The organism is Streptomyces angustmyceticus (genome assembly GCF_040701845.1).
Taxonomy (GTDB): Bacteria; Actinomycetota; Actinomycetes; order Streptomycetales; family Streptomycetaceae; genus Streptomyces; species Streptomyces angustmyceticus_A.
The window spans coordinates 163,032-185,184 of sequence record NZ_JBFBHQ010000010.1 but is presented as its reverse complement, the minus strand read 5'-3'; the positions used below and the strand labels follow the sequence as shown (position 1 = coordinate 185,184).

Sequence of the window (22,153 nt, the reverse complement as noted above, 5' to 3'; positions counted from 1 at the left end):
CGCACGGCGGCACGCCGGCCGCCTCACTGCCGCCCGGTGCGGTGTGCGCCGCGGGTGGCGTACCCGATGACCGCGGCGACCGCGGCCAGCAGCGCCAGCGTCGTCAGCGCCGTCGGCAGGCCGACCGCCTCGGCGAGGAAACCGATGGCGGGCGGGCCGAGCAGCATGCCGCCGTAGCCGACCGTGGAGGCCACGGCGACCCCGTCCGGGCCGCCGCTCTCACCGGCCCGGGCGATGGCGATCGGGAAGATGTTGGCGAGCCCCAGGCCCGCGACGGCGAAGCCGGCACAGGCCGCCCCGGCCGACGGGGCGAGCGCGCCGAGCAGCATGCCGGCGGTCGCCGTGGTCCCGCCCGCGACCAGCGCCCGCGCCGCACCGAAGCGCTGGACGAGCGCGGTCCCGGACAGCCGTCCGACGGTCATCGCCAGCGCGAACACCGCATATCCGGCGGCGGCCGTGCCGGGTCCGGCGGCCAGGTCCTGGGAGAGGTGCAGCGCGCCCCAGTCGGCCATGGCGCCCTCGCCGTACGCGGTGCACAGCGCGATCAGCCCGAAGACCAGGACCAGTCCGCGGCCGCGGTCCGCCCGGCCGCGGTGGGGGCGGCTCCCCTCCGCCGCGGGCAGCCGCTCGGGGACCTCCGGGGCCGGGTGTGCGCGCAGCGCGTAGCCGGCAACCGCCGTCACCAGCAGCCCGATCGCGGCGAGCAGCAGCAGATGGACGGTGGGGGACAGGCTGCCCGCGACCAGCCCGCCGAGGCTCGCGCCGAGCATGCCGCCGAGGCTGAAGGCGGCGTGGAAGCTCGGCATCACGGGGCGCCGCAGGGCGCTGATGAGGTCGACCGCGGCGCTGTTCATCGCGACGTTCAGCGAGCCGTACGCGGCGCCGAAGACCAGCAGGACCAGGCCCAGCGCGGTCGCCGAGTGGGTGAGCGGCGGCAGCACGATGCTCAGTGCGAGGGCGGCACCGGAGGCGGTCGTCACGGTGTGGCTGCCGAACCGCCGGCACAGCCTGCCGGTGAGCATCATGAAGGCGACCGCACCCGCCGACACGCCGAGCAGCGCGAGCCCCAGCGCGCCCGCACCGGCGCCGGTCTGGGCCTTGATCGCGGGGATGCGGACGACCCATCCGGCGAAGAGGAAGCCGTCCATGGCGAAGAATGCGGTGAGGGCGATACGGAGGCGGAGCAGGCGCGGACCGGCGGAGACGGAGCCCCGGGGCGGCGTGAGGACCCTCCGTATTTTGTTTAGTGTCGGCACAAAGCCAGAATAGGGGGGTGACCCAGACTCGGACAACCAGGCTGGAGCGGGGCCGCGGCGCCCTCGGACCCGCACTGGAGCTCGTACACACCGGACGCGCGCCCACCCGCGCCGTCCTGACCTCCGAACTCGGCGTGACCCGCGCGACCGCGGGGGCGGTGGCCGCCGAGCTCGAAGCGCTCGGCCTGATCACCGTCGACTCCCGGCCGACGGCCTCGGCCGGCTCCCAAGGGCGGCCCTCCCACCGGCTGTTCGTCGCCGAGCGCGGACCGGTCGTGCTCGCCGCGCAGATCCACGCCGACGGGTTCCGGGTGGCGCTGGTCGGCCTCGGCGGCCGCATCGTGGCGACCTCGACCGGCTGCGGCACCATTCCCGCCGATCCGGCGCACGTCCTGGCCGACGTGGTCGCGGCCGGCGCGCAGCTGCTGCGCGAGACCGGCCGGCGCTGCCTCGGCGCCGGCCTCGCGGTGCCCTCCGCGGTCGCCGAACCGGACGGCGAGGCCCTCAACCCCCTCCACCTCGCCTGGCCCTCCGGTGCCCCCGTACGCGCACTGTTCCTGCGCTCGCTGGCCGATGCCGGCATCCCGGGAGTCACCGAGGCGATCGGATTCACCGGCAACGACGTCAACCTCATGGCACTCGCCGAACACCGGCACGGCGCCGGGCGGGGCGCCCGCGACCTGCTCTGCGTGGCGTCCGGCCACCGGGGCGTCGGCGGGGCGCTGGTGCTCGACGGCCGCCTGCACAGCGGCAGTTCGGGCCTGGCGCTGGAGGTCGGCCATCTGACCGTCAACCCCGAGGGGGCGCCCTGCCACTGCGGCAGCCGCGGCTGCCTCGACGTCGAGGCGGACCCGCTCGCCTTCCTCGGCGCCGCCGGCCGCGAACCCGGCCCCGAGGTCTCCCTGCTCCAGCAGGCCGCCGACCTGCTGCGCGACGAGTACGCCGATCCCGGCGTCCGCGCCGCCGCCGATCTCCTCATCGACCGCCTCGGCCTCGGCATCGCCGGCCTCGTCAACATCCTCAACCCCGACCGCATCGTCCTCGGCGGCCTGCACCGCGCCCTCCTGGCGGCCGACCCGGAACGACTGCGCGCGGTGGTCGCCGACCGCAGCCTGTGGGGCCGCAGCGGCGGCGTACCGATCCTCCCCTGCGGCCTCGACCACAACAGCCTCGTCGGCGCGGCGGAGCTGGCCTGGCAGCCGGTGCTGGATGATCCGTTGGTCGTTCTTGGGCGGTGAGCGGTGGTCCTAGGCTGGGCCCATGATTCCCGAAGCGGTTGCGCGCAGTGCCTACGTCAGCCTGGTCACGTACCGCAGGAGCGGGGCCCCGGTGGCCACTCCCGTGTGGGCGGTGGCCGAGGGGGACGAACTGCTGGTGTGGACGCGGGACGACAGCTGGAAGGTGAAGCGGCTGCGCAACGACGCGCGGGTGACCGTCACCCCGTGCGATGTGCGCGGCCGGATCGCCGAGGGTGCGCAGGCCGCCGCAGGGACCGGCCGGCTCCTGGAGGGGAAGGAGGCGCTCGGCCGGGTCCGCAGGGCGATGGCGGGCAAATACGGGCTGCGGTTCCGGCTGATGGACAGCGTCGGTGCGCTGGTGCGCGGCGGGAAGCGGCCGCATGTGGGGATCTCGGTCACGCTGTAGCCGTCGGACCCGTCGGACCCGTCGGACCCGTCGGACCCGTCGGACCCGTCGGACCCGTCGTACCCGGCCCCCGGCCCGGGTGCGGGGAACGCGTCCAGGAGGCGGCGAAGGCGCGGGCCGGGTTGGTGGTCAGGAACTGTGTCACCAGCTCCGTGCCCAGGGTGGTTTCGAGGCGCTCGCGGTGGCGGCGCAGCAGGTGGGGCATGCCGGGGCCGCCGTTCACCGACCGGGCGCCGGCCGTCGTGGTGTCGCCGCCCAGCAGGATCCGGTCGCCGAAGCCCGCCTCGGCGAGCGCGGTCAGCGCGTCGGGCAGCCGCCAGTCGGTCGCATGATGGGTCCGTGAGGGACCGTCGAAGGCCAGATACGCGCCGGCCGCGGCGGCCGCCCGGTGGACGACGAGGTCGGGTGAGCGGTTGAGGTGGCCGAGGATCACCCGGTCCGGCGGGACCGCCAACTCGCCGCAGAGCAGGTCGAGTACGTCCAGTGCCCCGGTCCCCAGCTCCAGATGGACGCCGATGACCGCACCGGTCGCCCGCTGGGCCTCGGCGGCCGCGGCCATGGTGTGACGGGCGTGCGCGTCCAGGCCGTGGAAGCCGCCGGCCACTTTGATCATCCCGGCTCGCGGGCCGGTGCCGCCGATCCCTTCGGTCAGTTCGGCGACGAACCGTCCGGCCAGACCGGAGCGGACGCGCTCCAGCACCTCGGGCGGGTAGTGCGCCGCCTGGTGCAGCCCCGTGGCCGCGACGATCCGCACCCCCGACTCCCGTGCCAGCCGCGGCAGTTCGGCGGCTCCCCGGCCCATGCCGTACGGCGTCCACTGCACCACCGCCGCCCCGCCGGCCGCGCGGAAGGCGCGCAGCTCGGCGGCCGCGGCCCCGGGGTCGTCCAGCTCCTGGCCCGGCAACTGCGGGCTGCGCAAGAAGAGGTGGTCGTGTGCGTCGCAGACGCCGAGGTCGGCCGGGGGGATGTCGCCGAGAACCGTACGGACGGCGGGGGCCGGCGCGGGCGGCAGCGGGTTCGGGAGGGGCTCGCGTGCCGCTTCCGTCCCGTTCACCACTGCCGTCCCGATGCGAGCCGGCCGGCCTCCGGGGCGGACAGGTGCAGCACCTCGTAACGGTCGCCGGCGGACCGGGGGGAGGCGCCGGCCCAGAGGGTGAAGTGGACCAGCTCCCAGTGCCGGGGGTCGAGGCCCAGCGCGGTGGTGTGCACCCCGTCCGTAGTGGCCAGCTCCTCGTGCCCGGCCACCGCACCGGCGAGGGCATCGGCGAGGTCGGAGTCCTCGGCGAGCGTCTCCGTCCGCCGGGTGAAGGCCTGCGGAACGGCGCCGGTGGCCGGGCCCGGCCGGTGGAAGAGCCCTTGCCAGTGCTGGACGGACGGGCGCCCGAAGTCGCGGACCACACCACGGAATCCGTCACCGAGGAGGAAGCGGTTCATGGCATCCGGGTCGGCCCAGAGGTAGAACGGCGCGTACTGGTTGACGGGTGAGCCCTCGGTCCCGCGCTCCCGGATCCCGTAGGCCTTGAGGCCGAGACCGGCGAAGTCGTCCAGGAGGTGGCCCCTGGACTTCACCCGGTGCCGGATGATCTGCATGTCGTAGTCGGCGGGCAGCGTGATCGCGTACTGCATGGCGTGCATGGCGGGCTCCGTACGGGGTGGGGGAGGGGTGCTCAGGCGGTGCTGCCCGCGGCGGGCACGACCTGCGCGGCGAGCAGGGACAGCGCGCCTTGTACGGCCGCGTCGAAGGGCGCGGCGTCATCGGCCGCGCGGGCGAGGACGTAGCCGCCCTGGACGACGGCCGCGACGGTGGCCGCGACGGCCGACGGGTCCGGCCCGGCGGCCAGTTCGCCACGGCGCTGCCCCTCGGCGAGGACCTCGGTGATCCGGCCCCGGAGCCAGCCGAACATCTCGTCCAGCGGCTGCCGCAGCTCGGGGCTGCGCACCACATCGCGGTCCTGCGTCATCCGGCCGACCGGGCAGCCGCGCAGCACCTGCCGCTCGCGCAGCAGATAGCCCGCGACCCGCTCGTACGCCGTACCGGGGGCGCTCAGGCTCTCCTCGGCGACCGCCTTCATGCCCTCCGCGGTGCGCCGGATCGCGGCCAGCGCCAGCCCGGACTTGCCGGCGAAGTGGTGGTACATGCTGCCCTGGCCGACGCCCGCCCGCTCCAGGATCGCCTTGGGGCTGGTGCCCACGTACCCGCGCTCCCACAGGAGTTCCTGGGTGCTCCGCAGGAGGCGTTCCTGGGTGGTGGGCGCGCCATGGACGTCGTCGGCGCCGGGTGGTGGTGCCTGGGTGCCGAGCGGTTCCCGATTGCTCATGTCGGCACTGTACATACTAGTAGTTACAGAGCTCAAGAGGTGGCGGCGCGGGAGAGGCGGGAGGGGGCTTTTTCCGCTGCCGGAGGGGGCGGAGCGGGGCCGGAGCAGGCGGGGCGCCCCGCGTACGTCCTGCGGCGTATCGGCGGAGCCGCCGGCCGTACGACGACGGGAAGCCGCCCGCGGGCGAGGCTCGAAGAAGACCGGAATCACCGGTCCTCCCCGGGGCCGGCAGCCTCCGGCCCCGCCTCACCGAGGAGCTGATCGTGATGTTCGAGCTCGCCGAACCCTGGGCCGGCGGTGGCCCCGGGCCCTGGATCCTGTTCGTGCCCGTCCTCTGGGCGCTGGTCATCGTCGGCGTGGTGACGCTGCTGCGCCGTACCGGGCGACGCCACGGCGGGCCGGGCGGCCGGTTCCGCGGCCCGCAGTACTCCGCCCTTGCCGACGCGCCCTCGCCGCTCGCCGTACTCGGCCGGCGCTTCGCCGCGGGCGAGATCGACGAGGAGGAGTACTGGCGCCGGCTCTCCGTACTGGAGGAGCACTTCGGGACGGGCTCCAAGGGGGGCGCGGCATGACGGCCGCAGGCGACCCGCCAGCGGCCTCGGCCCCAAGCCGCGAGGTGCGTTGGGGATGCCGGAGCGCTGGCGCCTGAACCCGCCATCGGCAGGTCCCGCACCGCCGTCAGCCCACCTTCGTACCCCGTATTCCTGGGCGCGGCCCGGCCGTTGTGCCGGTGTCCCCCAGGGGGAGGGGGCCCGGGTAGCCACGGACCGTACAGGCCTCTTCGGGGGCGGTGGTCAGGGCCGGAAGGGTGAACCACACGACCTTGCCGCTGCCGTCCGGGCGCACCCCCCAGCTCTCGCTGAGCGCCGCGATCAGCGGCAGGCCGCGGCCGCAGGTGTCCCAGCTGTCCGCGACCCGGATCCGCGGCAGCCGGGGATCCTCGTCGTGCACCGAAACCGTCAACTGGTCCAGCAGGACGCACAGTTCCACGGTGCACTCTTTGCTGGGGCGGGCGTGCCGGTGGACATTGGCGAGGAGTTCGGTCACCCCGAGCGCCGCCGGGTCTATCAAGGCGTCGAGACGCCAGTACCGCAGCTGGGCGGAGACGATTCTGCGCACATGTCCGATGCGAGCCGGAACGGCTTGGAGCTTCACCGTGCAGTGCCTGCTGGGCTGCCTGATCACGACCGCGACTCCCTGATGAGGCCGGGCGCCCCTCTCACCGGGCAGGGGCGAAGATCGGATCCAGCGATGCCGACTGCCACCACAGCGTCACCGCTGGTGAACCCTCAGTGATACGAGTCCAGGGTCATGCAGCCGGTGCGTCGCCGCAACCGCACCTTCCCGTCCGGAGGGGGTGTCAGGGGCTCGGCGGACGCGCCGCCTCCAGGGCCTTGAAGAAGAGCTCCGGGGCGCCCAGGGTGAGCGAGTAGCGGTGGCCGTTGAGCCTGGCGAGCGCCCTGTCCCGCGCCGCGAACAGGGGTTTGTGGGCCTGTACGGCCTGCAGCGGGGCGCTGTCGATCTCCGTGCCGTAGCTCGTCAGCAGCGCCAGCCGGCCGTCTCTGATGACGACCTGCCCGGCGCGGGTCAGCGACCGCAGCCACCGCTCGATCCGTACGCCGGTCGCGTTGAACTCAGGCTCCGCCATGCCGGCACCCCTCCTCGGTGAGACGGGCAGTTGCCCTCCACCGCCCCTTGGGAGGAAGTCTGCCGGTGCGGCGCCCGGTGCACCAGTGCTCCTTGGGCGCGCACAGCGCGCGAGCCGGCCTGCCCCATGGCCTCCTTGGGGGATCCCAAAGTGATGTTTATGCAGGTGAGAAGGGTGCGAAGGGTGGTTATAGTCGAAGTCCGCCCGCCGTAGCGCGCGGGCTTCGAAACCCCAGAGGAGCGCGCCGGTGAGCACCGCACAGCAGCCGCAGAGCCGGCCCGACCAGGAGGCCGGGGCCGGGATCTCGATATCGACCGAGGACGGGGCCGAGACGACCGCGATGCCGACGGAGGCCGGGGCGGGCACCCCGATGCCGACCGTGGACGGCGACCGCTCGGATCCGGCCTACCGGAGCTGGCTGAAAGAAGCCGTCCGCAAGGTCCAGGCGGATGCCAACCGCACCGCCGACACCCACCTCCTGCGCTTCCCGCTGCCCGAGAAGTGGGGCATCGACCTCTACCTCAAGGACGAGTCGACGCACCCCACCGGCAGCCTCAAGCACCGGCTGGCCCGCTCGCTGTTCCTCTACGGGCTGTGCAACGGCTGGATCCGCCCCGGCAAGCCCGTCATAGAGTCGTCCAGCGGCTCCACGGCCGTGTCCGAGGCGTACTTCGCCTCGCTCATCGGCGTGCCGTTCATCGCGGTGATGCCGGCCACCACCAGCCGCGAGAAGACCCGGCTGATCGAGTTCCACGGCGGCACCTGCCACCTGGTGCAGGACCCGCGGACCGTGTACGAGGTCTCCGCCCGGCTCGCCGCGGAGTCCGGCGGCCATTACATGGACCAGTTCACCTACGCGGAACGGGCCACGGACTGGCGCGGCAACAACAACATCGCCGAGTCGATCTACCAGCAGCTGCGGCTCGAACGCTATCCCGAGCCCGCCTGGATCGTGGCGACCGCGGGCACCGGCGGCACCTCCGCGACCATCGCCCGCTATGTCCACTACATGCAGTACGACACCCGTATCTGTGTCCCGGACCCGGAGAACTCCTGTTTCTTCGACGGCTGGCTCACCGGCGACGCGAAGACGGACTGCGCCACCGCCTCCCGTATCGAGGGCATCGGGCGGCCCCGCATGGAGCCGAGCTTCGTCCCCGGCGCGATCGACCGGATGATGAAGGTGCCGGACGCGGCCAGCATCGCCGCCGTACGTGCCCTGGAGACCGCGATCGGCCGCAAGGCGGGCGGCTCGACCGGCACGGGGCTGTGGAGCGCCCTGAAGATCGTCGCGGAGATGGTCGCCGAGGGCCGTCGGGGGTCGGTCGTCACCCTGCTGTGCGACCCCGGCGACCGCTACCTCGACAAGTACTACTCCGACGACTGGCTGGCCTCCCAGGGGCTGGACATCAGGCCCTACGCGCGCACTCTCGACACGTTCCTGGCCACCGGCTCCTGGCCGGTCTGAGTCCGCCGTCCCGGCCCGCGGCCCGGGTTCGCGGCCCGAGCCCGCGGCCCGAGCCCGCGGTCAGGGCCCGCCACGCGGGTGGTGGCCGGCCGGGGCCGGCCGGAGCGTCGGACCGGGGTGGTGGGCGGCGGGGGCCGGCCGGAGTGGTAAGCGGTAGTGGCCGGTGCCCCGTACGGCGCCGTCCTCTCCGCGGGCTGCTGCCCCGGTGGTGCCTGCGCCCCGGGCCGTCTCAGGTCTCGGCGAGCCTGCGGTCCAGGGCCCGCGCCGACTCCCGGAAGGCGCGGCCCAGGCCGGGCCTGGCCAGCGTCAGCAGGAAGCGGAACGGCGGCGGACCGTCCGCCGCGAACATCCACCGCAGCCGGGTGCCGTCGTCCGTGGGCGTCAGGCGCCAGTCCTCCAACAGGGCATGCAGGCCAGGGGCGTTGGTGGTGTCGACCCGGTAGGCGTAGTGGCTGTCGGGCTCGGCCGCCAGGACCGTTTCCGTGAAGCGGGTGCCGCCCGTCAGGCGGACCTCCCGGCCGTTGCCGCCGTGCGTCGGCGCCGACCGGGCCACGCCTGTGAACCAGCGCGACCAGCCCGCCACATCGTCCGCCAGTGCCGCGTACACCTTCTCCGGCCGCGCGGCGACCTCCGCCGCGAACACCAGGCGTAGCGGCGCGGACTCGACGAAGTCGAGCTCGACGGGGCGGAGTCGGCGTGCCATGGGACGAGCACCCCCTGCGGGACGGTCGGCGGGCCTGGGCGCCTCCACGATAGCTGACGGTTCGTCAGGGTGTCAGAGGTCCGCGTCGACCGGCTGCTCGCCCGCCACCACCAGCTCCGGCGGCAGCTCGGCGAACTCCGCGCGCGCCTCGGCGGACAGCCCGGCATCCGTCACCAGCACCTCCACCTGATCCAGCGTCGCGAACGAACTCAGGCCGACCGTGCCCCACTTGGTGTGGTCGGCGACCACCACCACCCGGCGCGCGGACCGCACGAAATGCCGGTTGGTCTCGGCCTCCGCCAGATTGGGAGTCGACAGCCCCGCCTCCACCGATATGCCGTGCACCCCGAGGAAGAGCACATCGAAGTGCAGCGAGCGGATCGCGGCGTCCGCCACCGGGCCGACCAGGGTGTCCGACGGCGTACGCACCCCGCCCGTCAGCACCACCGTCGCGGCACCCGCGCGGGGCCCCGCGCCGCCGCTGGCCGCCGCCCGCTGCGCGCTGTAGAACACATCGGCCACCCGCACCGAATTCGTCACCACCGTCAGATCCGGCACGTCCAGCAGCTGCTGCGCCAGCGCGAACGCGGTCGTGCCGCCCGCCAGTGCGATCGCGCTGCCCGGTGCCGCCATCTGGGCCGCCGCCTTGGCGATGTCCTCCTTGGCGCTCAGCTCCAGCGCCGACTTCACCTCGAAGCCGGGCTCGTGCGCGCTCGGCTCGCTGACCGGCACCGCGCCGCCGTGCACCTTCTCCACCATGCCCTGCCGGGCCAGCGCGTCCAGATCGCGACGGACCGTCATATCGGACACGTTCAGCTTGCGGGTGAGTTCATTGACCCGCACCCCTCCGCGCCGCCTGATCTCGTCGAGAATCAGGGCACGCCGCTGCTCCGCGAGGAGGTTCTGGTTGTCGCTCACCCCGGCCCGTCCCTTCCGCCCCGGCTCGCTGTGTCGGGTCGTACGCGCTGGCTGCCGCCTGCGATCACTGATGCCCTCATCCTCGCACGAGGTACTGACAGTGGGACTGGTGACGGGAGAAGACAGGGCTGGTGGGGGTGGGGAGGGGCGAGAGGAAGGGGGCGGCGGCACGGTTGCGGGGGTGTGGGGCTTGTGGGGTGTGGGGCGGGTGCGGGAGGGGACGAGGGGGCCTGCGGTGCGGTGGCCCGGCGGTCCCGCTGCGACTCCGGGACCGCTCGGACTGCTTCCCCCGCCCCCTCCCCCTCTCCCCCTTCGGGGGAGGGGGCGGGGGGTGGGTTCGGGGGTGGGGGACGCGCGGGCGCGCAAAGCGCCCCACCCCCCGGCCAACGCCCAAGTGCCTCCCCGGAGTGGGTGCTGGATGCGTTGTCCGGGGGAAGAGACAATCCGGGGGTGCCGCACCGCACGACGGGCGCCATACGAACGACAACGGGGCACCACCGCACGGCACGAGTCGCAGCGCACGCACCACGCACGACCCCACCCACGAGAAGCCCGAGCACCGCACCCAGCCCGCACCACACCACGCACGACTACGGGGGACACCAGTGGAGACCGCGGACCCGACACCGCATGCGCGTTCAACGGACCCTGAGGGAACCGCGGACGGGCCGCCGCCCGGGGCGCCGCAGCTCTCCCTGGAGCTGCTGGTGCACGGCGTCGGCGGCACCACCGCGCAGGAGATGCTCGGCGACCCGCGCGTCCAGCTGATCACCGGCGACGACACGGCCGCCTGTTACCGGCGCACGGACGACGCGGACGCCGAGCAGCGGCCCGACGACTACCGCGGCGAGCCGGTGCGCGAGGCGTACTGCTGGTCCAACCTCACCTCGGGCAACGGGGCCCGGGCCCTGTGGCTGCTGCTGGTGCCCTTCATGGTCGCCAACCTCGCCCACTGGATGCGCCCGGCGGCCCCGCCCGAGCATCCGGCCCAGCGGCTCTACGACCTCCTGGTGCGCATCCTCGCCCTCACCCTCACCGTCCTGCTCGCCGCCGCGGCCTGCGAGGTCGCCCTCGACCTCACCGCCTGGCAGTGCGCCGGCACCACCGTCTGCGCCGCCGGCAAGTCCTGGATGGGCTTCCTCAGTCCGGACAACGCCGGCTGGTGGAGCGCCCCGGGCCGTCGTCTCGCGCTCGCCGCCATGGTGCCGCTGCTCGTCATCGGCTTCCTGTGGTGGCTCTCGCGCCGTACGTGGAGCGCCTACGAATCCGCCTCACCGCCGCCCCGGCAGCCCGGTACCTCCCGCGACACCCCGGTCGCCGAACGCACCGCGCTCAGCCTCAACGGCTTCTGGTACGGCCGCCGGCTGGTCGCCCGGCTGCGCGCCGCCCACACCACGGCCGGCGTGCTGACCATCGCCGCCGTGCTCCTCGCGGCCGGCGCCCGGGCCGACGGGCGCGACGGCGGCCCCACCGCCCTCGCGGTCACCGGGCGGGCGCTGGCCGCCCTGGTGATCCTGCTCGCGGCCGTCACCGTCGTGGTGGTCTGGCGCACCGCCCGCAGTGAGGCCGCGCCGGACGACGAGTCCGACCATCTGGTCGTGCGGGCGCTGCCGTTCGCCTCCCTCGGGGCGCTGGCGCTGATCGTCGTGCACACCGGCTGGGCGCGGCCCGGAGCGCACAGCCACGGTGCCCTGCCCGGCGCCGCGGCCTTCGGCGGGATCGCCGTCTTCCAGGGCCTGTTGGTGCTCGCGCTGGCGCTGACCGCCTGGGTCCTGCAGCGCTCCGCCCCCGACGACGCCCGGACCGCCCTGTGCGGCATGGGCGGGCCCGCCGTCGCCCTGCTGGCGTGCGCGGTCGGCGGGGTGCTGTCCGGGGGAGTGGCGCAGCGGTTCGCGGACTGGCTGGACGGCGGTGCGACCCCCGGCCAGGAACACGCGCCCATCCCGGGGCCGCCGGTCCTGCTGTCCTGGCAGGCGTCGGTCATCCCGGTCCTGCTGGTCGTCGTCGTGATCGTCGTGATGCTCGCCGCGGTCCGCGTGATGATCGTCAGCCGCCGGGTGGCCAAGGACGTCCCCGGGCTCTACGACCCGCGCGAGCACCCCGACGAGCGCCGGACGAAGCGGATCGCCGGCACCATCGCCGGCGCCGGACTCACCGACTCCGCCCCCGTCCTGGTCGCGGCCACCGCCGCCGTCACCCTCGTGCTCGGCGCGGGCGCGGTGGCCGGTGCCTGGCTCAGTGACCGGGCGCCGGGCCGCGCCACCGAGGGGGCGCCGCCGGTCGTGCACGCCGCCGCCGAGACCGCCGAGTCCCTGGGCTCCTGGCTGATGAGCGCCGGCGTCATACTGCTGATCACCATGGGCCGGCGGGCCTACCGCGACCACTCCGCCCGCCGCACCATCGGCATCCTCTGGGACGTCGGGACGTTCTGGCCGCGCGCCGCCCACCCCTTCGCGCCGCCCTGCTACGCCGAGCGCGCGGTCCCCGACCTCACCTGGCGGATGGCCACCTGGACGGAGCGGTTCGACGGCCGGCTGGTGCTCTCCGGGCACTCCCAGGGCAGTGTGCTGGCGGCCGCCGCCGTCTGGCAGCTGGACCTGGTGACTCGCAGCCGGGTCGCGCTGCTGACGTACGGCAGCCCGCTGGAGCGGCTCTACGGGCGCTGGTTCCCCGCCTTCTTCGGGCCGCCGGCGCTGACCGGACTGCACCGCCAGATGGACGACTGGCGCAACCTGTGGCGCTTCACCGACCCCATCGGCGGCCCCATCCGGCTCACCTGCGACGACGGCCGCCGGATCGACGAGGGACCGCTGCGCGACCCGCTCGCCTTCGGCCGTACCCTCCAAAACCCGCTGCCCGCCCAGATTCTGGGCCACGGCGACTACCAGGCGGACCCGGTCTTCGGCAGGGTGCGCGCCGAGCTGATCGCCCGGCTCGGCCCTGACCTGCCGGGCCAGCGTCCGGCCGGCCACGGCGCGGTCGGCGGGTGCCCGGACGAGCGCCCGGCGCAGGGGAGTCCGGGCGGTCAGGGGAGTTCGGGCAGATCGTCCGGGTAGAGCAGGCACAGGTCGTCGGTGTCCGGGGCGGCCAGCTGTGCCACCCGCCCCGCGTGCCGCTCGACCATCGCCTCGAAGGTCTGCCGCGCGGTACGGCCGTTGCCGAACGACGGCCCCTTGGGCAGCGCCGTGAAGTACTTCAGCAGCCCCTCGCCGGTCCCCTCGGCGAGGCGGTACTCGTGCTCCTCGCCCTGCTGCTCGACGATCCGCAGCAACTCCTCGGGCGCATAGTCGCCGAACTTGATGGTCCGTGAGAAACGGGACGCCACACCGGGGTTGACCGCCAGGAAGCGCTCCATCTCGGCGGTGTAGCCCGCCACGATCACCACCACGGCCTCGCGGTGGTCCTCCATGAGCTTCACCAGGGTGTCGATGGCCTCCCGCCCGAAGTCCCGCCCGGAGTCCTCGGGGGAGAGGGCATACGCCTCGTCGATGAACAGCACCCCGCCGCGCGCCCGGTCGAACGCCTCCTGGGTACGGATCGCCGTCGACCCGATGTGCTCGCCGACCAGGTCCACCCGGGACACCTCGACCAGATGCCCGCGCTCCAGCACCGCCAGGGACGCCAGGATCTCGCCGTAGAGCCGGGCCACGGTCGTCTTGCCGGTGCCGGGGGAGCCGGTGAACACCAGGTGGCGGCGGACGGAAGCGGCCTTGAGGCCCGCCTCCTGGCGCCGCCGGCCGATCTCGATCATGTTGATCAGGCTGCGCACCTCGCGCTTGACGCTCTCCAGCCCCACGAGGGTGTCCAGTTCGCCCAGCACCTCGTCGGAGGGCCGGCTGCTGACGGCCGCTTCCGGGGCGGGCGGGGCGGCCTGGGCGGCCGGCGGCGGGAGCTGCGCCGGGACGTTGCCCAGCAGCCCCGCCGTCTGGGTCGCCTGCGCCACCGCGGGAGCCGGCACCGCTCCGGCCGCCGGCGCCTGCACGGCACGGCTCTCGTCGCTGGTGCAGTCCTGGACCGTCGGCCCGTCGCTGTGCCCGGCGCCGCCCTCGGCGAACTCGTAGCCGCCGCGCGCACACCGCTCCGTACGGCACCGGGTCAGCGCCGTACGGCAGCCGTCGATCACATGGAAGCCGAACCCCGAACTCCCGGTGACGCGGCAGCCGTGGAAGGTGCCGCGGCCCTCGGCGGAGACGTAGAAGCCGGCCTCGGCCGGTGAACTGACCGTGCAGCCCTCGATGGTGGGGTCCGCGCCCTTGGTGACGATCACCCCGGTCTGCGCGCCGTCGATCGTGCAGTTGGCGAGGGTGCCGCCGCTGCCGTGGTCGCGGAACCACGCACCGGTCGCCGCCTCCCGGATACGGCAGTCGTCGAGCTGTACGGTCGCCCCGTCGCTGACCGACACCGCGGTGTTGCGGACCTGCGCGATGTCGCAGTCCACGACATCGGCGCGGGAGCCCCGGTCCAGCACGAACAGGGCGTCCGGCACATCGTGCACCCGTGTCGAGTCCAGCAGGGCGGTGGCGCCGTCGCTGACCCATACCGCCGGATAGTCGCCCGTACTGTCGTGGATCTCGCACTGGTTGGCGTCCACCCGGGTGCCCGGGTCCCAGACGGACAGGCCGTTGCGTCCGAAGTGCCGCACCGTGCTGCGGGTCAGCGTCAGCACCGAACGCGACCGCAGGTCGACCGCGTTCTCAGGGATGTCGTGGATGTCGCAGTCGGCGAGGGTGAGCACCGCGTCGGTGTCGAGGGTGACGCCGTCGGCGGAGGTGCGGTGCACCGTGCAGTCGGTGAGGTGGCCGGTGGCCCGCGCGGCCACCTGGATCCCCGCGCCCTTGATCTCGTACAGCTCGCAGCCCACCGCCTCGACCGCGCTGCCCTCGCCGTTGACCGACAGGCCGGCGCCCGAGGCGTGGTGGATCCGGCAGTTCTCCAGCCGGGGGTGGGCCCCGCCGCGCACCGCCACTCCGGTCTGCCCGGCGGCCATCACCTCGCACTCCTCGAAGACGCCGCCCGCGCCGTCCAGGACGCTGATGCCCACCCCGCCCGCGTTGTCGACCGTGCAGCGCCGCACCGTCGGGCGGGCGCCGCCGCGCACCTCGATGCCGGACGCGGAGCGGGTCACCACCCGCAGGCCGGACAGCTCCGGGGCGCCGTCCTCCACCAGCAGCGCCGGCGAGGCCGAGTCCGTCGCCTCCAGGTGCAGATCGTGGACGCTGGCCGAGGCGCGGACGGTCAGTGCGACACCGTCGGCCGGGGCGATCCGCACCGAACCGCGCGCACCGTCCGGGCCGCGCAGCGTCACCGCGCGCACCAGCACCAGGTTCTCGCGGTAGGTGCCGGCCGGCACGGTCAGCACATCACCGTCCCCCGCGGCTTCCAGGGCGGCGGCGAGCGAGCTGTACTCCCCTGTGCGGCGCCGCCAACGCGACGTTCCGGAGTGCGTCACCTGGACCGAGCCCTGTGCCATGGCGCTGTCGTGTCCCCACTTCGTGCGGCTGTCGTCGGCCCGGCACCATCCGTCCGCGGATGTCCGCATTCCGGTCTGCGAGGCCCCAGCCGAGAGGCTGGCGCCACCACCGTAGCGCGCCCGGCGGGCGGCAGTTGACACGGTCGGCCACCCGGAAAGGCGGCCTCTCAACTCCCCGCGCCGGCCCGGCCCCAGTCCTGCCCGGCGCGCTCCCACGCCTCGTCCCAGCGGCGGAAGCGACGCACCATCAGCAGCCAGACGATCAGCCGCCGGGCGCCCTCGACCATCATGCCGACCCCGGCCGCGGTGCCCAGACCGGCCAGCACCGCGTGCGTGCCCGCCGTGCCGGCGTCCATCGGCCGCGGCACCACCCGGCCCCGGCCGTCCGTCCAGATCCGGAACCGCTCACCGGTCTCCACGGGACGCGGCGCGGCGAGCTGCCCCATGTGCGCAGTGCCGTCCCGGCCCGTCCAGCGGGCGACGACCCGGCGGTGCGCATCGCGCTGCGAGGACGTCTCGGGATCGGGGTCGAGGGGGGTCCGGGAGACCAGCCGGTCGACCGTCACCCACTCCAGCTGACGCTGCTGGTGCTGTATCCGTACGGTCTCCAGCAGCGCACCATGAGTCGCCCGCCCGGCGAGCCAGCCGGCGGAGGTCGCCCCGAAGACGACCAGGAGGGCGGCGGCGAGCGCCACCCAGGCCTCGATCCGGTCGGTCCGGCGCCGCAGCGGATTGCGCCGCCAGCGCCACACACCTCTCATCGCTCGCATCCTGCCCCCTCTCCGTGTCCGTGGATACCTCATCAGGGGTGGTCCACGCGAGACTTCCGCGAAGAGAGAGCAACTTCTCCCGGTACAAAGAGCGACAACCGGACGTATGGCGCGTGAAGCGGGACCCGCGCGCCGGAGCGCGCGGCCCGAACGGCGCCGCGCTCAGCGCAGCCGCACCGCCAGCGTCACCACGGCACCCGGTCCCCCCGGCCCCGGAGCCCCAGCGGCCACCGTGAAACGGTCCGCCACCAGCCGCGCCAGCCACAGTCCGCGCCCCTTCGGCGCGCCGTCCAGGCCCGGCAGCAGCTCCGGGATCACCTCCTCGCTGAAGCCGGGGCCCGCGTCGCTGATCCGGCACTCCAGTTCGTCGCCCACCCGCCGCAGCACCAGCCGCCCCGCACCGCCCGCATGCTCCACGGCGTTCCCCGCGATCTCGTCCACCGCCAGGACGAACTCGCCGCGCCGCGGCTCGCCCAGCCCCTCCCGGGCCGCGCACTCCTCGACCAGCAGCCGCACCTGCGGCAGCAGCCGGGCGGTGAAGCGCCGCTGCAGCAGCCGCCGGCCGGACTCCTCGGCCGGCACCCCGGCCGGATCGGGGCTCACCACGCCCGCACCACCTCCGTCAGCGCCAGCCGCGGCACCGTCCCCGCGCCCAGCCGCTGCAGCAGCCGGCGCTGCCCCGCCGCGCAGCGCACCTCGACCAGATCGTGGCCCGCGGCACCCCTGGCCAGCAGGAGCAGGCCGACGGCGCAGCCCACCGACAGGAAGTGCAGCCGGGTCAGATCGACGGTGAGCCGCCGGGCCGGTGCCGTCTGCGCCAGCGCGAGCTCCAGCGACCGGCCGAACGCGGTCCGGTGCGCGGCGTCCGCCTCGCCGACGAAGCACAGCGCGCCGTCCGGGGCGCGCAACGACCGCAGGCTGCCGAGGCGTTCCAGGAGGGAGCGCGGATGCGCCCGCTCCATGGCGGCGAGCACCGCGCGGTCGAACCGGCGGCGGTCGTAGGCGCAGAGCTCCGTGTAGGGCCGGCCGGTGAAGAGCGCCTGCGCACCGGTCTCGCGGCACGCCATCACCTCGACGTCCGCGCCGAGCGCGCGCACCCAGCCCATGTCGATGTACGCCCGCAGGCCCGCATAGCCCTCGGCCGTCGCCCGGTCCGTCTCCGCGTACAGCCGGCCCATCTGGCGCGCCGCGGTGAACTCCGTGTCCGGCCGGATCACCTCGCGCATGCAGCTCACCACCAACTGGCCGCGCCCGCGCGCCGGGACCGTGCTGCGGCCGGGGAAGTCGAGCCTGGCCAGCACCTCGTCCTCGGGCACCCCGGGGCAGGGCAGCACCAGGACCTTCTCGCCGCGGGCCAGCCCGAGCCGGACGAACGCCGTGACGGCCTCCCAGCGCACCTCGTCGTCGCCGTAGCTCACAAAGGCGTGGTCCCCGGGCCGCAGATGCTGGACGGGAAGGAGGCGGTCGCCCCCGGTGTCCCTCGCAGACATCGGCACCCAGTTCTCCGTCTCCGTCGGGCTGCGCCGCCGGCGGCGCCGGGCGCTCCCGCCGGCAGGTGGTCACCGGCCGCGGCGGTCCGCAGTCGCCAGTCGCCGCACGCCCGCGCGACCCCGGCGAACGGCCACGGCGGCCCGTCGGGCGCGTGCCGTGCCGGCCGGTCAGCCGAGTATCTCGAACGGGTCGCCGATCCGGATCGTGCCCACCCCGCGGGGGATCAGATTCTGGCCGAAGACCAGCCGGTCACCGAAGCGGCGGTGCCGGGCGAGGGTGCGCAGCGGCTCCTTGCCGCGTTCGGCGGTGAGCTGGTCGGTGGTGGTGACCACACAGCGCGAGCTGGGCTTGGCCACCTCGAACTCCACCTCGCCGATGCGGATCCGCCGCCACTCGTCCTCCGCCCAGGGGGCGGTGCCGTCCACCACCACATTGGGCCGGAAACGGTTCATGGGCAGCGGGCCCTCGTCGGCGTGGTCGCCCTGCGCGATGAGGGAGTTGAGGGCGTCCAGCGACGAGGTGGTCGTCAGCAGCAGCGGGAAGCCGTCGGCGAAGCTGACCGTGTCACCGGGCGTGCAGTGGTCCGGGTCGACGGGGCGGCGCTTCTCCGGGGCGTCGAGGTGCACCAGCCGGCACTCGACGCCCAGATAGCCGCCGAACCACTCGGCCGCCACCGGGTCCGCGGGCACCGCCTCGACCTCGTCGTTCCAGATCCGGACCGGGACCGTCTCCCCGGAGGCGGGCACCTCGACCGTCAGCGGTTCCCTTCCGGGCGCGGTGCACCGCAGGCCGCCGCCGGCCTGCTCCTCGGCGTGCGCCAACGCGAGGGTCCGCTGCTGCCGTTGGGTGATCTGCCTGCCCTCGGCGTCCACCAGCAGCCAGCGTCGGTCCCCGGCGAGCCCCCACGGCTCCACGACCGCCTCGCCGGGACCGGACCCCGCAATGGATTTGACCGGGTAGAGATGGATCGACCGGAGGGCAGGCTTGAGCATGCCCTCCATCCTGCCAGCCGCCTCGGACGGTTGGCCGAGCGGCCGGGTCAGTACCCCCGCGGATACTGCCGGCCGTAGGGGTCGTCGTACGGCGACGCCTGCCGGGGCGCCACCGGGGCGGCCGGCCGCATCGCCTCGTACCCCGTGCCCATGGGCGGACGCGGGGGCTGCTGCTGTTGCGGGGACTGGTAGCCGCGGCCGCCCGCCTGCTGCGGGATGTACGGCGCCGGAGCCTGCTGCAGCGGGGCGACCGGCTGTGCGGCCGCTCCCGGATAGCCCTGGCCGGGCGACGGGTAGGAGGGCGCGGCAGGGAGTGCCGGCAGCGCCGAGGGAAGCGCCGGCAAATAGGACGAACCCGTCTCGTACGGGGAGGGGTTCACCCGGATCGGGGCGATCTGCGGCGTACCCCGTTCGGCGACGAGGCTGTCGTAGATCGGGGTGTCCGGGAAGGAGGGCGAAGCGTAGTAGCCGCCGTAGGTAGAGCGGGGGGAGGTCATGCCTCATAAGTTAAGCCCACGATGTGCCGATTGGGGAGCCTGAAAAGAGGGTTGTTTTGCGTGTTGGGAGTGGGCGTGGAGCGCCAATGCGAGCGAACTTGTGGAAATCGGTCGCGATCGCCCGTAGGGATCGTGTAAAGACGCCGCTTCTCGCAGGTGAACAAGGTGCGTTCGGAACGGTTCGGGCCAAGTAGGTTGGGAGTGCCACCGGCCAGGGGGCACGGCGGACGAGAGGAAGGCGCGGCGATGTCGATGCTCAAGGGCAGCAATGTCCCGGTACCGGCCCCAAAGGTCCGGGTGGAGCTGGGCTGGCAGGCGGCCCCGGGGACACCGGACGTGGACGCCTCCGCCCTGCTGCTGGTGTCCGGAAGGGTCCGCGACGACGGGGACTTCGTCTTCTACAACCAGGCCGCGCACGCCTCGGGCGCCGTACGTCACGAGGGCAAGCGGTCCGCCGGCGGCGCCGTGACCGACACCCTCACCGTCGCCCTGGCCGCCGTCGAGCCCGCCGTCGACACGGTGGTGCTGGCCGCCTCCGCCGACGGCGGCACCTTCGGGAGCGTGCCCGGGCTGCACATCCGGGTACGGGACGCGGCGAGCGGCGCGGAGCTGGCCCGCTTCGACAGCCGGGACGCCGGCAGCGAGACCGCCTTCGTGCTCGGCGAGCTCTACCGCCGGCAGGGCGCCTGGAAGTTCCGCGCGGTGGGGCAGGGCTACGACACCGGGCTCGCCGGACTGGCCACCGACTTCGGCATCAGCGTCGAGGATCCGGCACCGCCGCAGCCCGCCACGCCCGCCCCGGCCCCCGCGCCGCCCGCCCCCGTCGTGCCCGCCCCGCCGCCTCCGGCGCCCGCCCCGCCGCCTCCGGCGCCCGCCCCGCCGATGGCCCCGCCCCCCATGGCCCCCGCGCCGCCGCCGGCGGGACAGCCCGCCGCCTCCGTTCCGGCTCCGTCCGGGCAGCCCGCGCCCGCACCCCAGGCCCCTCCCGTTCGTCTGACGAAAGTCACCCTCACGAAGGACGCCCCCGCCGTCTCCCTGACCAAGCAGGGCGGCACCTCCGGGGCGATGCGGGTGAACCTCAACTGGAGCGGCGGTCCGACGGGCAAGCGGCTCGGCAAGAAACTCGGCCGCAAGGCGATGCAGGCCATGGGCGCCCGCGGGTCGCTGCTGCCCCCGTCCGGCGAGCTCGACCTCGACCTGTGCGCGCTGTACGAGCTCACCGACGGCGCAGCCGGGGTGGTCCACCCGCTCGGCAGCAACTTCGGCGCCCTGCACGCCCCGCCGTTCATCCAGCTCGACGGCGACGACCGCACGGGTGCCGTCGCGGCCGGCGAGAACATGACCATCAACCTCGACCACCAGGCACGCATCAAGCGCATCCTGATCTTCGTCACGGTCTACGCCGGCGCCCGCAGCTTCGAGGGCCTGAGCGCGACGGTCACCCTCCAGCCCCAGCACGGTGCCCCCGTCGACTTCTCGCTCGACGCCTGCACGGTGCCCTCCAACGTCTGCGCGCTCGCCCTGATCACCAACACCGGCGGCGAACTCGTCGTCCAGCGCGAGGCCCGCTACCTCGTGCCCGAGCCCGGCGTCAGCCCCCAGCGCACCGTCGACCACGCCTACGGCTGGGGCCTGGACTGGTCACCGGCCCGCAAATGACGGCGGCACCGGGGGCGCCGCTCAGGGCGCCGGATACGTCCGCCCCTTCCAGGCCGCACCGCGCCCCCGGTAGTGCTGCACCGCCGAGTCCACCGTCATCAGCAGATACAGCAGCGCGGTGAACGGCAGCAGCGGTGCCCACCACGGCCTTTGCCCGTAGTAGCGCAGCATCGGCAGATACGTCCCGCACATCACCGCCCAGGCCGCCCCGCCGAGCACGGCGACGGTCGTACGGCCGGCGGCCAGCCCGGCCACCAGCACGACCGGCGGGGCCAGATACACCAGCGCGAGACCGAGGACCGTGCCGAGCAGCAGCAGCGGCTGGTGCCGCAGTTGGGCGTAGGCGCTGCGCGAGACCATCCGCCACAGCTCGGCCGGCCGCGGATACGGCCGCACGCTGTCCACCCGGTCCGCGAGCCCCAGCCAGATACGCCCGCCCGTCGCCCGCCGCCCCGAGCCGAATCGCCGCGCGATGCCCCCGTCCGGCCGGGAACGCTTCACCGCACGGGCCAGCGTCACATCGTCGATCACCGCATGCCGGATCGCCTCCGGAATGCCCGCCCGCTCCGCGGCCTCCCGCCGCAGCAGTACGCAGCCGCCGGCCGCCGCCGCGGTCCGCGCTCCGGGCCGGTTGACCCACCGGAACGGATACAGCTGCCCGAAGAAGTACACGAACGCCGGCACGATCAGCCGCTCCCAGAACGTCACCACCCGCAGCCGCGCCATCTGCGACACCAGGTCCAGGCCGGCCGACCGGGCCGCGGCCACCAACTCCCGCAGGCTGTCCGGGGCGTGGGCGATGTCCGCGTCGGTCAGCAGCAGGTACTCCGGAGCGGTCCGCTCCCGCGCCAGCGCGATGCCGTGCCGCAGGGCCCACAGCTTCCCCGTCCACCCCGGCTCGGGCTCGCCCGGCGAGGACACCGTCAGCGGCAGCCCCCCGCCCGCGGCCGCCAGCTCCCGGGCCAGCGCGCCCGTCCCGTCCGTACTGCCGTCGTCGACGAGGAACACCTCCGCCCGGCCCGGGTACTTCTGCCCGAGCAGCGGCGGCAGGCTCTCGGGCAGCACCGCGGCCTCGTCCCGCGCCGGGACCACCACCGCGACCGACGGCCAGCGCTCCGGGTCCCGGCGCTCCGGCAGCCGTACGTCCGTCCGCCAGAAGAAGCCCTGCCCCAGCAGCAGCCACACCCAGGCCAGCAGCGACCCGGCACCGATCCACTCCATCGCGCTCACGGCCGCAGTCTGCCGCACCACCACCGGCCCGCACCGGCGATCGACACGGTGTCCCGGTGCGGGACGGAGCCCAGCGGCACCCGCCCGCC

Annotated in this window: 21 protein-coding genes; 6 read left to right on the top strand and 15 right to left on the bottom strand. The window is 74.4% G+C overall.

The features are described 5' to 3' along the window. Positions 1-23 precede the first annotated feature (23 nt). Positions 24-1,256, bottom strand: a complete 1,233-nt coding sequence (locus tag AB0411_RS22670; RefSeq protein WP_366419089.1) for an MFS transporter — start codon at positions 1,254-1,256, stop codon at positions 24-26. Positions 1,257-1,273: 17 nt separating this feature from the next. On the opposite strand from AB0411_RS22670, the gene AB0411_RS22665 reads away from it, so the two are divergent. Then, complete coding sequence (locus AB0411_RS22665; protein WP_366419088.1) at positions 1,274-2,494, top strand: ROK family protein; 1,221 nt, start codon at positions 1,274-1,276, stop codon at positions 2,492-2,494. A gap of 22 nt (positions 2,495-2,516) precedes the next feature. After that, on the top strand, positions 2,517-2,900 hold the full coding sequence (locus AB0411_RS22660; protein ID WP_366419087.1) for a PPOX class F420-dependent oxidoreductase: 384 nt from the start codon (positions 2,517-2,519) through the stop codon (positions 2,898-2,900). Here the strand turns inward: AB0411_RS22660 and AB0411_RS22655 are convergent. The 3 genes from AB0411_RS22655 to AB0411_RS22645 are packed head-to-tail and all read right to left on the bottom strand — an operon-like array spanning position 2,890 to position 5,218. Beyond that, positions 2,890-3,912 (bottom strand): phosphotriesterase family protein, encoded by a 1,023-nt coding sequence (locus tag AB0411_RS22655; protein ID WP_366419112.1) that lies wholly within the window; start codon positions 3,910-3,912, stop codon positions 2,890-2,892. The genes AB0411_RS22660 and AB0411_RS22655 overlap by 11 nt on opposite strands. Positions 3,913-3,950: 38 nt before the next feature. Then, positions 3,951-4,535 (bottom strand): DUF4865 family protein, encoded by a 585-nt coding sequence (locus AB0411_RS22650; protein WP_366419086.1) that lies wholly within the window; start codon positions 4,533-4,535, stop codon positions 3,951-3,953. 32 nt (positions 4,536-4,567) lie between these two features. Beyond that, positions 4,568-5,218, bottom strand: a complete 651-nt coding sequence (locus tag AB0411_RS22645) for a TetR/AcrR family transcriptional regulator (protein ID WP_366419085.1) — start codon at positions 5,216-5,218, stop codon at positions 4,568-4,570. 266 nt (positions 5,219-5,484) lie between these two features. Between AB0411_RS22645 and AB0411_RS22640 the strand changes: the two genes are divergently transcribed. Continuing rightward, entirely contained in the window at positions 5,485-5,790 is a 306-nt protein-coding gene (locus AB0411_RS22640) for an SHOCT domain-containing protein (RefSeq protein ID WP_366419111.1), read from the top strand. A 106-nt stretch (positions 5,791-5,896) separates the two neighbouring features. Here the strand turns inward: AB0411_RS22640 and AB0411_RS22635 are convergent, their stop codons facing one another. Further along, on the bottom strand, positions 5,897-6,403 hold the full coding sequence (locus AB0411_RS22635; RefSeq protein WP_366419084.1) for an ATP-binding protein: 507 nt from the start codon (positions 6,401-6,403) through the stop codon (positions 5,897-5,899). Positions 6,404-6,578: 175 nt separating this feature from the next. Then, positions 6,579-6,866: a hypothetical protein gene (locus AB0411_RS22630; protein ID WP_366419083.1), complete on the bottom strand. Its 288-nt coding sequence runs from the start codon at positions 6,864-6,866 to the stop codon at positions 6,579-6,581. Between the two features lie 340 nt (positions 6,867-7,206). Between AB0411_RS22630 and AB0411_RS22625 the strand changes: the two genes are divergently transcribed. Further along, positions 7,207-8,334 (top strand): PLP-dependent cysteine synthase family protein, encoded by a 1,128-nt coding sequence (locus tag AB0411_RS22625; RefSeq protein WP_437042964.1) that lies wholly within the window; start codon positions 7,207-7,209, stop codon positions 8,332-8,334. Between the two features lie 229 nt (positions 8,335-8,563). Here the strand turns inward: AB0411_RS22625 and AB0411_RS22620 are convergent, their stop codons facing one another. Both AB0411_RS22620 and AB0411_RS22615 read right to left on the bottom strand, forming a co-directional pair. Then, positions 8,564-9,037 (bottom strand): SRPBCC family protein, encoded by a 474-nt coding sequence (locus tag AB0411_RS22620; protein WP_366419082.1) that lies wholly within the window; start codon positions 9,035-9,037, stop codon positions 8,564-8,566. 72 nt (positions 9,038-9,109) lie between these two features. Continuing rightward, the gene (locus AB0411_RS22615) at positions 9,110-9,955 is read right to left on the bottom strand and encodes a DeoR/GlpR family DNA-binding transcription regulator (protein WP_366419081.1); all 846 of its coding nucleotides are present in this window, start codon (positions 9,953-9,955) and stop codon (positions 9,110-9,112) included. A 605-nt stretch (positions 9,956-10,560) separates the two neighbouring features. Between AB0411_RS22615 and AB0411_RS22610 the strand changes: the two genes are divergently transcribed. Further along, entirely contained in the window at positions 10,561-13,011 is a 2,451-nt protein-coding gene (locus AB0411_RS22610) for a hypothetical protein (protein WP_366419080.1), read from the top strand. On the opposite strand, the gene AB0411_RS22605 is transcribed toward AB0411_RS22610, so the two are convergent. The 6 genes from AB0411_RS22605 to AB0411_RS22580 all read right to left on the bottom strand — a co-directional run bounded on the left by AB0411_RS22605 (position 12,981) and on the right by AB0411_RS22580 (position 19,175). Further along, on the bottom strand, positions 12,981-15,425 hold the full coding sequence (locus tag AB0411_RS22605; RefSeq protein ID WP_366419079.1) for a right-handed parallel beta-helix repeat-containing protein: 2,445 nt from the start codon (positions 15,423-15,425) through the stop codon (positions 12,981-12,983). The genes AB0411_RS22610 and AB0411_RS22605 overlap by 31 nt on opposite strands. A 167-nt stretch (positions 15,426-15,592) precedes the next feature. After that, positions 15,593-16,186 (bottom strand): Rv1733c family protein, encoded by a 594-nt coding sequence (locus tag AB0411_RS22600; RefSeq protein WP_366419078.1) that lies wholly within the window; start codon positions 16,184-16,186, stop codon positions 15,593-15,595. Positions 16,187-16,357: 171 nt separating this feature from the next. Then, complete coding sequence (locus AB0411_RS22595) at positions 16,358-16,801, bottom strand: ATP-binding protein (protein WP_366419077.1); 444 nt, start codon at positions 16,799-16,801, stop codon at positions 16,358-16,360. Then, positions 16,795-17,685, bottom strand: coding sequence for an MEDS domain-containing protein (locus AB0411_RS22590; protein WP_366419076.1), 891 nt, complete (start codon positions 17,683-17,685; stop codon positions 16,795-16,797). The genes AB0411_RS22595 and AB0411_RS22590 overlap by 7 nt, the downstream gene beginning before the upstream one ends. 168 nt (positions 17,686-17,853) lie before the next feature. Next, positions 17,854-18,678, bottom strand: a complete 825-nt coding sequence (locus AB0411_RS22585; protein WP_366419075.1) for an MOSC domain-containing protein — start codon at positions 18,676-18,678, stop codon at positions 17,854-17,856. A gap of 47 nt (positions 18,679-18,725) precedes the next feature. Further along, on the bottom strand, positions 18,726-19,175 hold the full coding sequence (locus AB0411_RS22580) for a DUF6643 family protein (RefSeq protein ID WP_366419074.1): 450 nt from the start codon (positions 19,173-19,175) through the stop codon (positions 18,726-18,728). Between the two features lie 246 nt (positions 19,176-19,421). Between AB0411_RS22580 and AB0411_RS22575 the strand changes: the two genes are divergently transcribed. Then, positions 19,422-20,834 carry a TerD family protein gene (locus AB0411_RS22575; protein WP_366419073.1) on the top strand — a complete coding sequence of 471 codons (1,413 nt, stop codon included), beginning with the start codon at positions 19,422-19,424 and terminating at the stop codon, positions 20,832-20,834. 21 nt (positions 20,835-20,855) lie between these two features. Here AB0411_RS22575 and AB0411_RS22570 read toward each other — a convergent pair whose 3' ends face one another. Next, on the bottom strand, positions 20,856-22,055 hold the full coding sequence (locus tag AB0411_RS22570) for a glycosyltransferase (protein ID WP_366419109.1): 1,200 nt from the start codon (positions 22,053-22,055) through the stop codon (positions 20,856-20,858). Between the last annotated feature and the right edge of the window lie 98 nt (positions 22,056-22,153).

Excerpts from the sequence above, each read along its gene's own strand:
- AB0411_RS22660 (WP_366419087.1), top strand. The coding sequence starts at position 2,517 with ATGATTCCCGAAGCGGTTGCGCGCAGTGCCTACGTCAGCCTGGTCACG.
- AB0411_RS22650 (WP_366419086.1), bottom strand. The coding sequence starts at position 4,535 with ATGCACGCCATGCAGTACGCGATCACGCTGCCCGCCGACTACGACATG.
- AB0411_RS22645 (WP_366419085.1), bottom strand. The coding sequence starts at position 5,218 with ATGAGCAATCGGGAACCGCTCGGCACCCAGGCACCACCACCCGGCGCC.
- AB0411_RS22640 (WP_366419111.1), top strand. The coding sequence starts at position 5,485 with ATGTTCGAGCTCGCCGAACCCTGGGCCGGCGGTGGCCCCGGGCCCTGG.
- AB0411_RS22630 (WP_366419083.1), bottom strand. The coding sequence starts at position 6,866 with ATGGCGGAGCCTGAGTTCAACGCGACCGGCGTACGGATCGAGCGGTGG.
- AB0411_RS22625 (WP_437042964.1), top strand. The coding sequence starts at position 7,207 with ATGCCGACGGAGGCCGGGGCGGGCACCCCGATGCCGACCGTGGACGGC.
- AB0411_RS22620 (WP_366419082.1), bottom strand. The coding sequence starts at position 9,037 with ATGGCACGCCGACTCCGCCCCGTCGAGCTCGACTTCGTCGAGTCCGCG.
- AB0411_RS22605 (WP_366419079.1), bottom strand. The coding sequence starts at position 15,425 with ATGGCACAGGGCTCGGTCCAGGTGACGCACTCCGGAACGTCGCGTTGG.
- AB0411_RS22600 (WP_366419078.1), bottom strand. The coding sequence starts at position 16,186 with ATGAGAGGTGTGTGGCGCTGGCGGCGCAATCCGCTGCGGCGCCGGACC.
- AB0411_RS22590 (WP_366419076.1), bottom strand. The coding sequence starts at position 17,685 with ATGTCTGCGAGGGACACCGGGGGCGACCGCCTCCTTCCCGTCCAGCAT.
- AB0411_RS22585 (WP_366419075.1), bottom strand. The coding sequence starts at position 18,678 with ATGCTCAAGCCTGCCCTCCGGTCGATCCATCTCTACCCGGTCAAATCC.
- AB0411_RS22580 (WP_366419074.1), bottom strand. The coding sequence starts at position 19,175 with ATGACCTCCCCCCGCTCTACCTACGGCGGCTACTACGCTTCGCCCTCC.
- AB0411_RS22575 (WP_366419073.1), top strand. The coding sequence starts at position 19,422 with ATGTCGATGCTCAAGGGCAGCAATGTCCCGGTACCGGCCCCAAAGGTC.
- AB0411_RS22570 (WP_366419109.1), bottom strand. The coding sequence starts at position 22,055 with ATGGAGTGGATCGGTGCCGGGTCGCTGCTGGCCTGGGTGTGGCTGCTG.